This is a genomic window from Pseudomonas sp. GNP014 (assembly GCF_054344005.1).
This window is the reverse complement of record NZ_JBTGUS010000001.1, coordinates 6,248,727-6,263,867: the sequence shown is the minus strand read 5'-3', so window position 1 is coordinate 6,263,867 and position 15,141 is coordinate 6,248,727. Positions and strand designations below refer to the sequence as shown.

The 15,141-nt window shown below is 60.6% G+C and carries 12 protein-coding genes and 1 pseudogene; 8 read left to right on the top strand and 5 right to left on the bottom strand.

Translation table 11 applies throughout. The features are described 5' to 3' along the window. Positions 1 to 128: 128 nt before the first annotated feature. From ACXX9E_RS28160 to ACXX9E_RS28150, 3 genes are all read right to left on the bottom strand, one after another. Positions 129 to 503, bottom strand: a complete 375-nt coding sequence (locus ACXX9E_RS28160; RefSeq protein ID WP_458556546.1) for a DUF6124 family protein — start codon at positions 501 to 503, stop codon at positions 129 to 131. A 527-nt stretch (positions 504 to 1,030) separates the two neighbouring features. After that, positions 1,031 to 3,442: a glucose/quinate/shikimate family membrane-bound PQQ-dependent dehydrogenase gene (locus ACXX9E_RS28155; RefSeq protein ID WP_267798676.1), complete on the bottom strand. Its 2,412-nt coding sequence runs from the start codon at positions 3,440 to 3,442 to the stop codon at positions 1,031 to 1,033. Between the two features lie 225 nt (positions 3,443 to 3,667). Then, a complete protein-coding gene (locus ACXX9E_RS28150; RefSeq protein ID WP_458556545.1) occupies positions 3,668 to 5,029 on the bottom strand; it encodes a carbohydrate porin in 1,362 nt (453 codons plus the stop codon). Between the two features lie 299 nt (positions 5,030 to 5,328). Here ACXX9E_RS28150 and ACXX9E_RS28145 point away from each other — a divergent pair, with 299 nt between their 5' ends. Together ACXX9E_RS28145 and ACXX9E_RS28140 are read left to right on the top strand one after the other, a co-directional pair. Then, complete coding sequence (locus ACXX9E_RS28145; RefSeq protein ID WP_003227831.1) at positions 5,329 to 5,559, top strand: VF530 family protein; 231 nt, start codon at positions 5,329 to 5,331, stop codon at positions 5,557 to 5,559. 1 nt (position 5,560) lies between these two features. Beyond that, positions 5,561 to 6,199, top strand: a complete 639-nt coding sequence (locus ACXX9E_RS28140; protein ID WP_458556544.1) for a Pr6Pr family membrane protein — start codon at positions 5,561 to 5,563, stop codon at positions 6,197 to 6,199. A gap of 185 nt (positions 6,200 to 6,384) precedes the next feature. Here the strand turns inward: ACXX9E_RS28140 and ACXX9E_RS28135 are convergent, their stop codons facing one another. Then, positions 6,385 to 7,173: a siderophore-interacting protein gene (locus tag ACXX9E_RS28135; protein ID WP_458556543.1), complete on the bottom strand. Its 789-nt coding sequence runs from the start codon at positions 7,171 to 7,173 to the stop codon at positions 6,385 to 6,387. After that, positions 7,170 to 7,745, bottom strand: coding sequence for a PadR family transcriptional regulator (locus ACXX9E_RS28130; protein ID WP_123466113.1), 576 nt, complete (start codon positions 7,743 to 7,745; stop codon positions 7,170 to 7,172). The genes ACXX9E_RS28135 and ACXX9E_RS28130 overlap by 4 nt, the downstream gene beginning before the upstream one ends. 497 nt (positions 7,746 to 8,242) lie before the next feature. On the opposite strand from ACXX9E_RS28130, the gene ACXX9E_RS28125 reads away from it, so the two are divergent. The 6 genes and pseudogenes from ACXX9E_RS28125 (at position 8,243) to ACXX9E_RS28100 (ending at position 15,122) form a co-directional block, all read left to right on the top strand. After that, positions 8,243 to 8,734 carry a CS1 type fimbrial major subunit gene (locus ACXX9E_RS28125; protein ID WP_128615642.1) on the top strand — a complete coding sequence of 164 codons (492 nt, stop codon included), beginning with the start codon at positions 8,243 to 8,245 and terminating at the stop codon, positions 8,732 to 8,734. Positions 8,735 to 8,838: 104 nt separating this feature from the next. Beyond that, on the top strand, positions 8,839 to 11,361 hold the full coding sequence (locus ACXX9E_RS28120; protein ID WP_458556542.1) for a CS1-pili formation C-terminal domain-containing protein: 2,523 nt from the start codon (positions 8,839 to 8,841) through the stop codon (positions 11,359 to 11,361). A gap of 3 nt (positions 11,362 to 11,364) precedes the next feature. Then, positions 11,365 to 12,580, top strand: a pseudogene (locus ACXX9E_RS28115) (hypothetical protein). A 41-nt stretch (positions 12,581 to 12,621) separates the two neighbouring features. Then, positions 12,622 to 13,365 (top strand): molecular chaperone, encoded by a 744-nt coding sequence (locus ACXX9E_RS28110; protein ID WP_123466121.1) that lies wholly within the window; start codon positions 12,622 to 12,624, stop codon positions 13,363 to 13,365. A gap of 33 nt (positions 13,366 to 13,398) precedes the next feature. After that, a complete protein-coding gene (locus ACXX9E_RS28105) occupies positions 13,399 to 13,899 on the top strand; it encodes a CS1 type fimbrial major subunit (protein ID WP_457237898.1) in 501 nt (166 codons plus the stop codon). Between the two features lie 11 nt (positions 13,900 to 13,910). Continuing rightward, a complete protein-coding gene (locus ACXX9E_RS28100; protein WP_458556541.1) occupies positions 13,911 to 15,122 on the top strand; it encodes a hypothetical protein in 1,212 nt (403 codons plus the stop codon). The last annotated feature ends 19 nt before the right edge of the window (positions 15,123 to 15,141 follow it).

The window sequence follows — 15,141 nt, the reverse complement described above, 5'->3', positions numbered from 1 at the left end:
GCGTGATCTTTCAATGTATTCGACTTCGTCAAACGACGCCCCGGACCTGCTCGCGAAAGCGCTGTGTCAGTCACTCCAACGGCTGAATGGGCTGACGCCTTCGCGAGCAGGCTCGCGCTCACACAGAGTTAGCTGTGTGTTGGGGGTTGGGGGATTTCGTGGTTATCCAGCACGCGGTTCACGGTCAGTTCGGCGAGCATGATGATTTGCTGGATGGCCAGGATCGTGCGCCGCTGCGGCAGGTCGATGTAGGCGGCGATGTCGCTGGTCATGAGGCTGGCCTGGGCCAGCGATTCGCAGGCGTGGACCAGCAGGCTTTCGCTGTCTTGCTCGGGGGCGACCTGGAACATCGTGCTGGGTTTGTGAAAGCGCAGGGTCAGGGCGTTGGGTTTGAGGTAGTGGTCGAGGGCGCGTTCGGCGGCTTCGTGGAATTTTTTGGAATCGGGGGATTGGTAGGGGGAGGTTTCGTTTGTTTCTGGTGGGTTCGGTGTAGGTTTTTTCATGGTGAATACTCAGTTGGTGAAAGTGGAGCTGCCTTCGATTGCCGCGACGCAATCGGAGGTGGCAGCTGTACGCGGGTTCGCGGACCGATAACTGAGAAATCGGCATACCTCCAAGAAGGTATCCCGCGCACAGCCGCCATGACACAAACAAACAGCACAGAGGTGCCGTGAGGTTGGCGATTATGCATCAGTTATCGGGCCGCGACGCCCCATCGCTGAATTTGCAGCGACCCCTTGAGCCTACCCAGCCGATTTCCGAGGCACAACCGACGCGAGTTGTCGGAAAACTCCCTGCAATTCCCGGCGTCTGTAGGACGAGCAAAATTCCTACATCCAACGCTGATCAAACTGTGGGAGCTGGCTTGCCAGCGATGGCGTTCTTCCAGCCGGCATGTGTCCCGTCTGACCCACCGATATCGCTGGCAAGCCAGCTCCCACAGGTTTCTTTGGTGGACTCAGAAATTGCATGCACAAAAAAGGCGATGTCCCTCACGAGACATCGCCTTCATTTTTACCGCCGTTAAATCTTATTCCGGCAGTTTGTACGCAATCACATAGTCACCCATCTTGGTGCCCAGCGAGCCGTGACCGCCGACAACCAGCAGCACGTATTGCTTGCCGTCCTTGCCGGTGTAGGTCATCGGAGTCGCTTGGCCACCTGCCGGCAGACGCGATTTCCACAGCTCTTTACCGGTGTTCACGTCGTAGGCGCGCAGGTACTGGTCGAGGGTGCCGCTGAGGAAGCCGACGCCGCCCGCCGTGACGATCGAGCCGCCCATGCTTGGCACGCCCAGGGTGAAGCCGATCGGGATCGGCGAGCTGTCGCGGCTGGTGCCGTTTTTGCGTTTCCACACGACTTTGCCAGTGGTCAGGTCGATGCCGGCGACATAGCCCCAGGCCGGGGCCTGGCACGGTACGCCGAATGGCGACATGAACGGGTGCATGATCACCGCGTATGGCGCGCCGGTGTTCGGTTGTACGCCAGCGGTTTCGCTTTCGCGTTTGCTGCCGGCGGCGACTTTTTCGCGTGGCACCATTTTCGAAACGAAGGCCATGTAGTTCGGGCTGGTGAACAGCATCTGGCGAACCGGATCGACCGAGACGCCGCCCCAGTTGAACACGCCGACGTTACCCGGGTAGATCAGGCTGCCCTGTTCCGACGGCGGGGTGTACTGGCCTTCGTAGCGCAGTTCCTTGAACTGGATGCGGCACAGCATCTGGTCGAACGGGCTCGCGCCCCACATGGCTTTTTCGGTCAGTTCCGGGGCCAGCAGGTTGAGGTCCGAACGCGCTTGAGTCGGTGCGGTGAAGTCGCCTTTCACGGCGCCTTGCGGTACCGGGATTTCCTTGATCGGGATGATCGGCGTGCCGTCACGACGGTCGAGGACGTACAGGCTGCCCTGTTTGGTCGGGGCGATCAGCGCCGGTTTCACGCCGTCGGCGGTTTTCATGTCGAGCAGGGTTGGCTGGCTGCCAACGTCCATGTCCCACAGGTCGTGGTGGGTGAACTGGTAGTTCCAGCGCACTTTACCGGTGGCCAGGTCGAGGGCGACAACGCCGGCGCTGAATTTCTCGGCGCCGGGGGTGCGGTCAGCGCCCCACTGGTCCGGGGTCTGGTTGCCCAGTGGCAGGTAAACCATGCCGAGTTTTTCGTCGACACTGGCCAGCGACCACATGTTCGCCGAGTTGCGGCTATAGGTTTCGCCCGGTGCCAAAGGCTCGGTGGCGTCTGGCTTGTCGCTGTCCCAGTTCCATACGAGGTGGCCGTCGCGCACGTCGAAGGCGCGGATCACGCCCGATGGCTCGTTGGTCGATTCGTTGTCGGTGACGTGACCGCCCATGATCACCAGATCACGGGTAATCGCCGCTGGCGAGGTGGAGTAGTAACCACCGGCGGTGAACGGGCCGATGCCTTGGGTCAGGTCAACCACGCCTTTGTTGCCGAAGCCTTCGCAGATCTTGCCGGTGTCGGCGTTCAGCGCGATCAGGCGGGCATCAGCGGTTGGCAGGTACAGACGACGCGGGCAGGCCTGAGCGACGGCTTTGCCGGCTTCGGAAATCACCGCCGAGGCGGCGTTTTCAGTCTTGGCGTACGCGGCTTCGTCGTAGTACGACACGCCACGGCAGGTCATGTGGGCGAAGCCCTTGAAGCCGACCGGGCTCTTGATCTGCGGGTCGAAGCGCCACAGTTCTTTACCGGTGTCCGGGTCCAGTGCCAGCACTTTGCTGTGTGCGGTGCAGGCGTAGATCATGCCGTTGGCTTTGAGCGGGGTGTTTTCGTTGGTCAGCTCGACCGGGTCATCAGCCGTCGGCAGGTCGCCGGTCTGAATACGCCAGGCTTCTTGCAGCTTGCCGACGTTGGCCGGGGTGATCTGCTTCAGCGGCGAGTAACGGTCACCGAACTCGGTGCGGCCGTAGGCTTGCCAGTCGCCATCGGGCATGGCTGGCGCGGTGCTGGTGGTGTCCGCGGTGTCGCGGCCCAGTTCGCCGAAGGTTTCGCCCGGATGGGTGAACAGGCTGGCCAGTGCGGTAACGCCGGCCAGAATCACGGCCACGGTCAGGCCGCCAGTGCCCATCGGCGCCGGGCCTGCGAGCAGCAATGGACGGCGGAACCACGGCAGCAACATCACAAAACCGAGGACAAACCACAGGGCCAGGCGCGGCACCAGTTGCCACCAGTCCAGGCCGACTTCCCACAAGGCCCAAACAGTGCTGGCAAACAGCACGATGGCGTACAGGCCCAGCGCTGCGCGACGGCGCATCAGCATCAGAATGCCGGACAGCGCGATGCCGATACCGGCCAGCAGGTAGTACAGCGAGCCGCCGAGCATGCTCAGCTTGACTCCCCCGGCCAGCATGGCCAGGCCCATCAGTAGAAGCAGAATGCCGAGCAGGCTCGGTAGCAGACGGCCCCGACTCGAAGCACTTTCGGTGCTCATAGTGTGATTCTCCGTGACGTTTATGTAGTCCCGCGCTGTAGTCACTTTAGATGACGATTTGGCACAGGCATGGTTCAGATAAAAACTTGTCTAGCTAACGAATTTCTTCTTCGCCCCCTGTCGGAGCTGGCTTGCCAGCGATGGCGCCACATCAGGCGACGTTGATGTCGAATGTGAAATCGCTATCGCTGGCAAGCCAGCTCCCACAGGTTTTTTCGTGGTGCTTTAGAACGACGACTGGATCTTGATCCCCGCGATCAGCGCGTCATCGACCTTGTCCACACCGCCCGGATGGCGGATGTATTGCAGGTTCGGGCGCACGGTCAGCCAGTTGGCGAGGTGCACGCCGTAATAGAGCTCGGCGCTGTATTCGGTGTCTTGCGGCGGCAGGAACGTCGGGTTGTCGTAGTCGTAGACAGCGTTGGCGCGGTTGCTCGCTTCGGCGTTCTTGCGGTACGCCGGGTTGACGTGCACGCGGGCCAGGGCGAAGCCGATGTCGTCCTTGGCGCGGGCATCGAACGGGCCTTTGTAGACCACGCCGGCCTGCACGTAGTTGTCGATCGCGTTGGTTTTCTTGTCGTGCATCGTGGCGTTGGCGAACACGCTCAGGCCGCGCGAGTGGTCGCTGGCGATGCTGGTGACTTGCTGCTGCGCGCCGAACCACACGCCGTGCTTGCTCGACGCGCTGCGATAGGCTTCGCCGCTCAGTGCGGCAGGCTGGCCGTTCTGGTCTTTATAGACGTCAGAGGCCTTGGCGCTGCTGTAGTAGTAACCGGCGCGGTATTCGCCGGGCAGGTCGTTGAGCTTCGGCGTCCACACCAGTTCGACCGGCAACACGGCGCCCTGGGTGCCGCTGCCGCTGAGTTTGAAGCCGTTGCCGCGATCAAGGTTCGACGGGTTCTGCTCGTAGGCGCCGACCTGGGCGTACAGCTCGGGTGTCAGGTGATATTTGACCCGCAGTGCCCACTGGCTGACCGGCCAGTTGTACCAGATGCCGCCGACCCAGTTGCCGACCTGCGAGCCGCAGAACGCCAGGTTCTGGAAGTCGCACGGGAAGCTGTTGAAGTCTTCGCCTTCACCGAAACGGCCGACCTTGATGTCGAGTTTCTGGTCGAAAAATTTCTGCTGGTACCACATCTGCGTCAGGCGCGTGGTCTGGCCGCGGCCCCAGACTTCCTGCGCCGAGGTGAAGCCGCCGACGCGTGGATCGTTGATGCGGTCGTTGCTGATGTTGTTGCCGCTACGCTTGGTAATCGTCAGTTGAAACTCGGCATCGTCCCAGCCGAGGATCTTTTGCAGGTCCAGGTGCGTACCCAGGGCGAACTGGTCGCTGTAGCGCGCCGTGCGGTCGTGGTCGTAGCCGCCGTGCAGGTTGCTGCCCATTTCGCCGGTGTAATCGAGTTTGAAGTCGTAGCCTTTTTCCGAGAGTTCGGTGCGGGTGCCGTTCCAGTCACCGAGCATGTACGGTGAGTCGCTGTCGAAGGCGGGGGCCGCCTGGGCGTAGGTGGCGAGGCCGAGTGCGGTGCAGCCGCCGAGCAGGCGCAGCGCTGAGATAGCGCTGTCTCTGGAGAAGGAAAAATCAGGCATGGATCAGTCTTTTTCGATGTTTTCTTGGGGGAAACCGGGCGCTTCAATGTGACGCAGGCAGTGAAGCGATTCAGCTGAAGGGCGGCAGGATAATGATCTGTAACAAAAAGACAAAGGGCTTTTGCTGACATGCAGCGTTTCGCAATCGGTAACAGTGCGTCAAACGGGCGCATTGTAGGCCGGGTCGCAGGCTGCGATCTTCTCCGGTTGGCCTACATTTGAAGCAAGGCCTTCCACCTGACCGGTCCCTCGGCTAAGGTGCGCGGCTTGTGCATTTTCCCATCGTCCAAAGGCCTGGCATGAACGACCACACTCCCGATCCGCTGCATGGCGTAACCCTTGAACAGATCCTCAATGCGCTGGTGGCGCATTACGAGTGGTCGGGGCTGGCCGAGCGTATTGATATCCGCTGTTTCAAGAGCGACCCGAGCATCAAGTCGAGCCTGACGTTTTTGCGCAAGACCCCGTGGGCGCGGGAGAAGGTCGAGCGCCTGTACGTGAAACTGATGCGTACCAAACGACCGCTTTGAGATGGACACCGTGGGGCGCCAACGCCTGATCTTCTGCGCGGCCGTGTTGGGTTGGGCGGGACTGGGTATTCAGCTTTATCTGATTTTCTTCGCACGTTTGAGCATCGGCGCCAGCCTGTTGGGCGGCCTGGTCAGCTTCTTCAGCTACTTCACGATTCTGACCAACACGCTGGTGGCGACGGTGCTGACCTGCGCCGTGACCCAGCGGGAGTCCGCCGTGCGCCGCTGGTTTTTGCAGCCGTGGGTGAGCAGCGGCATTGCCGTGAGTATCGCTGTGGTCGGCCTGGCCTACAGCCTTTTGCTGCGGCATTTGTGGCACCCGCAGGGCTGGCAGTTTATTGCCGACGAATTGCTGCACGACGTGATGCCGCTGCTGTTTCTCGGCTACTGGTGGTGTTGTGTGCCCAAGGGGACGTTGCGCCTGTGGCACTTGCCGCTGTGGCTGATTTACCCGCTGGTGTATTTCATCTACGCCTTGCTGCGCGGGCACCTGCTCGGCGCGTATGCGTATCCGTTCATTGATGTGGCGGTGCTCGGTTATCCGCAGGTGTTGATCAATGCCGGGGGGATATTGGTGGGGTTTGTGCTGATTGCGCTGGCGCTGATCGGCCTCGACCGATTGCGCGGATCGCAGTCCTGAATGCATGCAAACCTGTGGCGAGGGGATTTATCCCCGATGGGGCGCGGAGCGGCCCTGAAACCTGCCTCCGCGGATTACCCGGCTCACCGTGGTGCAGGTTCTGGGGCCGCTGCGCAGCCCATCGGGGATAAATCCCCTCGCCACAATTGAGTTCACCCCTCAAGTGGAGGGTGAATAGCAAAAAGTCAGTCCTCTTCGGCAGTGCCTTCGGCGCGCCAGTAGCCGACCGCTTTGACAAACTGCTCATCCAGCCCGTGCTCATCGAGCAGTACCCGGCGGATCTGTCGTGAAACTTTGGTCTCCGTCGCCACCCACGCATACAGATTGCCCTTGGGCACCTGCAGTTGTTTGACGGTGGTCAGCAGGTTGTCCTTGCCGCCCTCGCGCAATACCCAGATCACATTGACCTGCGCGGCGCTGTCCAGCACTTGCTGCTCGCGGCCGTTTTCCACTTCGATCACCACCAGCGCCTTGCGATGGGCTGCCAGGCCTTCGAGTCGGCGGGCGATGGCGGGCAGGGCAGTTTCGTCGCCGATCAGCAGGTAGCTGTCGAAGATGTCCGGCACGATCATCGAGCCGCGTGGCCCGCCAATGTGCAGGAACTGTCCGGGTTGCGCCTGCTCGGCCCAGGTCGAGGCGGGGCCGTCGCCGTGCAGGACGAAGTCGATGTCCAGCTCGAGTGTGTCGAGGTCGTAGCGGCGCGGGGTGTAGTCGCGCATTGCGGGCATCGGCACATCGCTTTTGCCAGCGCCGAGCACCAGGGTCTCCAGCGCTGCCGTCTGTTCGGCGTTCTGCGGGAACAACAGTTTGACGTGATCGTCGGTGCCGAGGCTGATGAAGCCGGCCAGCTCCGGCCCGCCGAGGGTGATGCGGCGCATGCGCGGGGTCAGGTCGACCACGCGCAGCACTTGCAGTTTGCGGCGTTTGATTTCGTGCATGACACGGTGAATGGTTTGGGTATCGACTGCAGTCATTCGGCTTTCTCCGAGGCAGGTTGAACGGCGGGGCCGTCGACAATGGCTTTGGCGGTGTCGTTGAGCAGGTCGCGCACCCGCAGGATTTCTTCCGGGCTCCAGCGCCCGTGATGCAATTGCAGGGCGTGACGCAAGTTATGCACCGCCTCGTGGATTTCCGGCGGTCGGTCATGGCCGCGCAACGAACGCTTGCTGACGTCGATGCGCATGCGCACGCCATCCAGCGCCACGGCTTGCTCACTTAAAGACAAACGTCCGGCGTCGGTCACGCTGTAGCGTTTTTTGCCGCCCTCGGCATCGCCGCTGATCAGTTCGCTTTCTTCAAGAAAGGTCAGGGTCGGGTAGATCACACCGGGGCTGGGGCTGTAGGCGCCGTCGAACATGCCTTCGATCTGGCGGATCAGGTCGTAACCGTGGCAAGGCTGTTCGGCGACCAGCGCCAGCAGCAGCAATTTCAGGTCGCCGGGGGCAAACACCCGCGGGCCACGGCCGCCGCGTTCGCGCCCGGGGCGCTTTTCAAAGCCGTCGCGGCCATCGCCGTGTTCGCGGTGGGGGGAATGATGGTCTCTCATTTCGCTCTTCTCTCGTCATGTTTAGATACAACTTAAGATATATCTTAAGGCTGACGCAAGGCGTTTTTTTCCCGATCCTCGGGCGGCAGACGAGCGGTGAGATTCGGCGGGAATGCAACAGGGAATTTTCGGCGAATTTTTTCGAGGCGTAACTTTGAAATTAAAGTCAAAGCTCTATTTACTTGCCGGAGCCTTCCCGGTTTTTAACTAAGACCTTGTCGTGCAAGGGCAAAAGTGCTGTATGGTTTTTTAACTTAATCTGTATGTAGGGCATAACTTACAGTCGTTGTTTTGAATATCGTTTTTTTACTCTTTTTTCTTGCGGGTCATGAGGTTGTTGAACTACGCGGTTATCGGAAGTTACTTGCTTACTTTCCAGAGGCAACAGTCGATGATGTTCCGGCATTGAAAGTTCAGGTTGACCTGACCCAACTCCCCTGGCGGTCTTCCTGAACTTTCAATCCACTCCTTTCCATCAAGAAAACAAGGTACGAACGATGTTCAAGAAAATCGCAATCGCTGCTCCTCTGGCTCTTCTGGCGCTGGGTTCTTCGGGAGCATTCGCCGCTGGTGAGGCCGCTCACTCGATCAATATCGTCGCTCATGTGCCGACCAACGGCTTCTATGTCGTGCCGACCGACCCTGATCTGGTCAACAAGGATCAGGACATGAGTTACCAGCCGACCACCGGGCGGATGGGTGAAGTCAATGGTTTCTTCGATGTGCGCAACAACAACGGTTCGGTTCACGCCAGTGTCGATACTGCACCGAAGCTGATTTCCGGTGCTGACAGCATCGACCTGCAAGTTACCATCAACAATAAAACCCTCACCACTACACCTCAAGAAGTGGTTGGTGAGACAGAGTCCAACGATAACTTCCGTGCGCCTATCAAGATCAGTGCCGTGGGTACCACCTTTCAACCGGGTGATTACACCGGTGTTGTCGCGGTGACCTTTGATGCCGTCACTCCGATCATTACGCCTTGATCGAGTGAGCAGTAACAGACGTTGACATTCTGCCAGCGTCAACCACCGGGACAGCGCTGCCTGCCCCGGTGGACTTCCCCCATTCGTAATCAGAGTAAGAGTTCATGTTCCCGATGACACCCATCGCGGCTGCGCTTGCGCTGCTGTTTTGCGCCAGCGCAGCCGTGGCTTCCGATTCCGCCGGCACCACGCCGCGAAGTCTGTTGGCCCAAGCCAAAGGCTTGCCGGCGGATTTCGAGGAGCATTTCTTTGATGTGCCTCTGGCTGTTCGGGTCGAACTCGATCATCAGCCGCTGGGCGAGGCCATGGTGGTGTTGTCGCGCGATGATCGCATCACGCTGCTGGAATTTACCGACACCAGTGAAAACCGCTACGGCCCTGCCGAGCGGGAAAAATGGGCGGCCTATCTCAAGCCCGGCGTGCCGTTGGGCAACTGTTCCGGCTCTTGCCCGGATCAAGTGCTGGCGGTGCACTACAACCTGGAAAACTCTCTGGTTTCCATCCTCACCGAAAACGCTGAGCGCGACCTTGCAGCCAAGCGCTATCACGAGCTGCCCGAGGAGGGTAGCCACGGCTTGATGGTACGCAATCAACTGAACCTCAACGGCGGCCAGGATCAGAACCTGGGCGGGCGTTTCGGCCTGGAGGCCAGCGGCAGTCTGGGTAACTGGAGCCAGACATTGAACCTGCAACTGGCGCGCCTCGGCGGGCCGGACGACAAGCTCTATCACTCTATCCATGAGCTGCACACCCAGCGCGAACTGCAAGGCAGTTTTTTTCGTCTGGGCTATTTCACCCCCAATTCCGAAGGGCTGAGCCGCCAGCCGCGTACGTTTGGCACCAGTCCCGACACTGCAGTCGGCGTCATGTACGGCAGCTCCGACAGCCTGGCGATCAACAGTCCCTTGCCCAGTGTCTATCCGATCTACGTCACGGCCAACCGCCAAGGCTCGGTAGAGATCTGGCGCGACGGCCTGCTGATCAACACCCAATCGGTGCCGGCCGGCTTGCAGACCCTCGACACCCGGCCGCTGCCCGGTGGCATTTATGAAGTGGAAGTGCGATTGATCGAAGACGGCCAGATCACGTCCACTACCCAGGAGCTGGTGTACAAGCCCAGCAACTGGCGCAACCTCGACGAGCGCTGGCGCTATAACGTGTTTGCCGGCGAGGAAAGCAAACTGCTGAGCAATTGGGATTCGCAGTCCAGTGGCAGCCCCACGGCCGGCGCATCGGTCAACTACCTGATGCATCCGCGGGTGATTCTCGGGCTGTCGGCGCGCCAGATCCGCGAAAAGCTGCAGTACGGTACGTCCATCGACTGGACACTGGCCAATCATCTCAGCCTGTACGCCAACGTTTACAAGACCGAGGACTACGGCACCGGTCTGGATCTGCAAAGCCTTTACAGCTATGGAGCGGGCAGTGTGGTGTTGAGCCACAGCCGCAGTTGGCTCGACACCACCAACACCTACGACACGCTGCCGGACGGCACCCGCGTGCGACCGCGGAATGTGTTTATCGGCCAGACCAGCAATTCGTCGCTGGCGATCAATCACCGGGTCAGCAGCAAAAACTCGATCAACGCCCGGGTGTCGCACAGTGAAGGCAACGTCGAGGGCCTCGGTGCGGATCTGGGCTGGACCCAGCGCACCACATTATTTGGCAGCGACGCCAGTTGGCGCCTGTCGCTGTTCGACCGGCCGGGCAGTTACAGCAGTGGCGATGCGCGCAACCGCGGGGTCGACCTGAGCGTGAACATGGCGCTGGGCGCGCCCGGGCAGCAGATCACCGGCAGCATCGGCTCGCGTACGGCCCGCGACGGCAGCCGCGACAACAACGGCTCGATCGGCTGGCGCAAGGACTTCAAGGATCACGTGTTGCAGAACGTCTCGCTCACGGCACTCACCGACACCTATGGCGTCGGCATGTCCAGCCTGGCGAACTTCCGTACCGACGCGGTCAATGGCGACGGCTTCATTCAGCGTTCGTCCTACAACGGCGACTTCACGGGCGGTCTCAACGTCGACAGCACGCTGGTCATCGGCGGCCAGAAAATGCTGATGACCAGCCAGACCGAAATGCGCGGCGCCGGGATGATTGTCGATGTCGAATCCGATGTCGACGACATTGTGCTGCGTGCCGACGACTTCAGCGGCGGCAGTGCGGCATTGAAGCCGGGGCGCAATTTCATCCCGATCACGGCGTACCAGAACAGTTCGGTGAGTTTCGACTTCGAGGGCACCCATGCCCCGGCGGCCACCATTGCTCCGGCGCGCACGCGTTATCACCTGAACAAGGGTGGCGTGGAGTACCGCAAGATCCGCGTGATGAAAACCCTGACTGTGCTCGGCCGGCTGGTCGATGGGCAAGGGCGGCCGCTCAAGGGCCACCACGTGATCAACCATGCCAGCCGTGGCGTGACCGAGGTCGACGGGTTTTTCTCGATGGAGATGAATGCCGGCTCGCCGACGCTGGAAGTGCGCCAAGACAATCAGTTGCTGTGTCAGTTCCGCCTGAACGCCGACAGCCATCGCCAGGAAAACAATGTGTTGATGATCGGGGATCTGCGCTGCACACCGGACACCCTGGCCGATGTCGGCCTCACCGATCAGAAGGCGGGTTGAGCAATGAAAAAGACCATAGGCGGGCTGGGGCTCTGGCTGGTTCTGGGCGTGTCGGCGGCAGAGGCGGCCAATCAGGAGATCCGGGCGTTGTTTACTCCGGACCGGGCGCAACCGAACAAGAACGTGTTCGTCAACCAGACGCCCAACAGCGGCTACTGTGCCAACCTGCCGGGGGAGTGCGCGTCGAACAATATGTTCAGTATCCAGTTGCCGATCCGGCTGGACTCCACGCGAGCGCTGCTGCCAGGCGTGGGCATCGCGTTGCAGGTTCCGGCCAACTGGCGGCCACTGACAGTGATCAATGCAGAAACCCAGGAATTCGAAACGGTGGAAGTGCGGATCATCGGCATTGGTTCCAGATTCACCCTCAGTGACACTGCCGCGAACCTGGTGGGGGTCGAGAACGCTCTCGAAGGCCATCGGAAATTGTGGACCAGCAACAGTTGGGTTTACGCACCGGCGCCCTGCCTTTACAGCGGCGTGGGTACTTATACTCCGCAAAGCTATGGGTTTTTCTGGAAGGCCCCGGTGGAAGCGACGTGCACCAAGGTCGCGGCGTACACCATTCCGTCGATGTATTTCGATACCGTCGATTTTGCCTACGAACTGCGTACCCCCAATCCGTTGGGCATGTCTTCCGGGCTCTATACCCGGTTCGATGTCGTACAGCATTGGCCCGACCGGTGATTTCAGTTTCGGGCCACTGTTCACTCCGGACGATGGCAGCCTGACCCTGGACTTCGTGCTGGATGTGCAGCACACCCTCAAGGTCGATCTGCCGCCGGGTGGCAACAAAGTGCTGCTCGAGCCCGAAGGCGGCTGGCAACCCTGGATCGACAGCGGGCGCAAACCCGCGAGGATTTATCGTGATCAGCTGTTCTACCTGTCTGCGTCCTCGCGTTTCAAAGTCATGATGCTGTGCAACTCGCTCGGCGGCACACGCTGCCGGCTGAACAGTCCGCAGGGCAATACCACCGAGGTTGAAACCTTTCTCAGTCTGCCGCCGGGCATCACCGGGCCGGGCGGCGGCGATGTGAAACTGCACCGTTTGCGATTCGACACCTGGGCCGGGCCTTTCCAGCCCGACCTCTATCTGGAGCGCAAGGCCGGCTCACTGCGCTTCGAGATGCCCAAGGACGCCATCGACTTTCTCCTGCGCCCCGGCATGAGCGACACGCTCAGCGGCAGTATCACCATCATTTGGGACTCGGAAGTTTGAATGTCCGGGGTGACCCTTTGTCTTTCATGGAGCTGAAAATAATGAATCGCTTGTTTTTGCTGGGCCTGCTCAGCGTGTTTTGCCTGCCGGCGCAGGCCGGTCCGCAGATTAACGTCGGCACGGTTTACGACTACCTGGAAGCCGGCCAGAGCACCTACCTGAAGCGGGTCTTCAACAGCGGTGATGCCACGGCATTCGTCAAGGTCAATGTGCTGGAAATCATCTATGGCGCTGACGGCACACCGCAGGAAGTCGCCGTGGAAAACGCCGCCGACGGCGCCTCGCGCAATGGCTTGATGGCCAGTCCTGCGCGGTTGATCGTGCCGGCTCAGGGCATGCAGGGTACGCGTTTGTTGTACATGGGCGAGCGTGACCGCGAGCGCTACTTCCGTGTGCGGTTCGTGCCGGTGGTGCCGGAGAAGGAAGATGAATTCGCCGTCAGCGGCGAGGAACGTGATGCGTATAAAAAGACCCTCACCGCCGGCGTCAACGTGATGACCGGCTTCGGCACGGTGTTTTTCGTGCGCCCCAAGGACGCGCGTTTTGCCACGTCCGTCAATGAGACCGCCAGCCGCTATGAACTGCGTAATGACGGCAACACGGTGGTGATCATCGACGAGTTCAAGAGCTGTTCGCTGAGCAACGAAACCGAGTGCGGGGCGACCACCAAACATCACGTGCTGGCCGGCAAGGCTTTTGCCTTCGATAAGGAAAAAGGCCGTGAATACCGTTTCTTCCTGATCGAGGGCGCCGATAAAAAAGCCCTGAAGGTTGTCAGCCGCTAGGCCTGCTTTCCATTGACGCAACGGGTAACCAACATGATCAAGCAATGCACCGCCGTCGCGCTGATGGCCATGGCCGGTCTGAGCGCCGACGCCGTCTGGGCGGCCCGTGAGGAGCACACCTTCGAGGTGTCCCTGATTGTCCCCAGCCGGCCGTTTTACATCATTCCGGCAGAGTCGGACTGGATCCACCGGCCTCAGCGGCTTGAATGGAATCACGCCAAGTCGAGCCTGGGCGGCTTGCACAAAAACTTCGATGTGCGGCACGACACCAGCGCCATCGAAGCGCGCCTGGAAAGCTCGGCCTACTTGTCCAATGGCCGGGCGGGCGAGGATATCGCGCTGCGGGTCAGTTTCAATGGCGTAGAACTCAGCGCAGACATGACGCCGCGCCAGGTGGTCTCGCAGGAAGAAGCGGCAACGGGCAAGCGCGTGCCGCTGGAAATCGAACCGGTCCAGCCGCCGGGCGGCTATCGCCCGGGGGATTACAGCGGCAATGTGCTGTTGCTGTTCAACGCCAGGACGCCGGGCGCATGAGGGGGCCAAAGATGAATACGATGATCAAGGCCACGTGTGCGCTTGCGTTGACGAGTTTGTTCGCGACCCAGGCGAATGCGGTCACTCTGGACATCACGGCGAATTTCCGCCCGGACCCTTCCAACCCTGCGCGCAATGAGTTCGTGAACACCACGCCACCGGGAGGCTATTGCGGAGACCACCCTTCCTATTGCGAAAACGGCGTCTTCAGTGTCGGATTGCCCATTCGCTTCAAGTCGACGGGGCCCATTGCAGCCCTGCATGACGAACGCAAGGGGCCGATGTTCAGGGTGCCATCGTCATGGCGCGATATCACGGTGATCCATGAAGAGACGGGGGAAAGCGAAACGGTCAGAATGCGTGTCAATGGTATTGGTGCGGCTTATAGCATCAGCAAGCCTTTGCCGGAGGGCGTCTGGGATACGGGCTGGGTGTATGCACCCGCGCCCTGCCAATACGGCGGCGTCGGCTATGGCAATCCCTACTATTACGCCTTTTTCTGGCGAGTGCCGGCGGACGCGGGTACGTGCGCCAAACAGGCGAAAGTGACGATCGACGAGGACTATGATTTTGCGTATGTGGACACCGGATTCTCGTATCAGTTGATGACGCCCAACCCGCTGAAAATGACCTCCGGCGTCTATCGCGGAACGCTGAACTATAGCGTCGGGCCGCACGGGGATTTCGACATGGGCGATGTCATGTCGCCTGATGACAGCCTGATCAGCCTGAACTTCACCCTGACCGTCGAGCATACCTTGAAAGTCGACCTTCCCCCGGGAGGTCAACATGTGGTGCTGGAACCCGCAGGCGGCTGGCAAACCTGGCTGAGTCAGGGGCGCAAGCCGACGCGGCTGTTTCGCGACCAGACGTTCCATATCTCGGCGTCCAGTCGCTTCAGGATGAACCTGCGATGTCAGTACTCCATGGGCAATAACTGCGCGTTATGGGAGCCGACGGCAGGGCACGCAGCGCCGCTGGAGGTCAGTGTTTCGTTGCCCAACGGCCTGACCGACAGCTCAGGCCAACCGGTCAATCGCCATCGTCTGCTGCGTGATGTCAGCGGCTCCGATATCTTCCAGCCCGGTGTGTATTTGGATCGCAAGGTCGGTACGTTGCATTTCGAGGTCGCACGGGACGCGGTGGACGAAATGATCCAGCCCGGCACCGCCCGACAGTACTCGGGCAATGTCACGGTCATCTGGGATTCCGAGGTGGGTTGAAGGTCACCGGCCCCTGTAG

What these genes read in the sequence shown, in the direction of transcription:
- ACXX9E_RS28160 (WP_458556546.1), bottom strand. Translation starts at nt 503, where the DNA reads ATGAAAAAACCTACACCGAACCCACCAGAAACAAACGAAACCTCCCCC.
- ACXX9E_RS28155 (WP_267798676.1), bottom strand. Translation starts at nt 3,442, where the DNA reads ATGAGCACCGAAAGTGCTTCGAGTCGGGGCCGTCTGCTACCGAGCCTG.
- ACXX9E_RS28150 (WP_458556545.1), bottom strand. Translation starts at nt 5,029, where the DNA reads ATGCCTGATTTTTCCTTCTCCAGAGACAGCGCTATCTCAGCGCTGCGC.
- ACXX9E_RS28145 (WP_003227831.1), top strand. Translation starts at nt 5,329, where the DNA reads ATGAACGACCACACTCCCGATCCGCTGCATGGCGTAACCCTTGAACAG.
- ACXX9E_RS28140 (WP_458556544.1), top strand. Translation starts at nt 5,561, where the DNA reads ATGGACACCGTGGGGCGCCAACGCCTGATCTTCTGCGCGGCCGTGTTG.
- ACXX9E_RS28135 (WP_458556543.1), bottom strand. Translation starts at nt 7,173, where the DNA reads ATGACTGCAGTCGATACCCAAACCATTCACCGTGTCATGCACGAAATC.
- ACXX9E_RS28130 (WP_123466113.1), bottom strand. Translation starts at nt 7,745, where the DNA reads ATGAGAGACCATCATTCCCCCCACCGCGAACACGGCGATGGCCGCGAC.
- ACXX9E_RS28125 (WP_128615642.1), top strand. Translation starts at nt 8,243, where the DNA reads ATGTTCAAGAAAATCGCAATCGCTGCTCCTCTGGCTCTTCTGGCGCTG.
- ACXX9E_RS28120 (WP_458556542.1), top strand. Translation starts at nt 8,839, where the DNA reads ATGTTCCCGATGACACCCATCGCGGCTGCGCTTGCGCTGCTGTTTTGC.
- ACXX9E_RS28110 (WP_123466121.1), top strand. Translation starts at nt 12,622, where the DNA reads ATGAATCGCTTGTTTTTGCTGGGCCTGCTCAGCGTGTTTTGCCTGCCG.
- ACXX9E_RS28105 (WP_457237898.1), top strand. Translation starts at nt 13,399, where the DNA reads ATGATCAAGCAATGCACCGCCGTCGCGCTGATGGCCATGGCCGGTCTG.
- ACXX9E_RS28100 (WP_458556541.1), top strand. Translation starts at nt 13,911, where the DNA reads ATGAATACGATGATCAAGGCCACGTGTGCGCTTGCGTTGACGAGTTTG.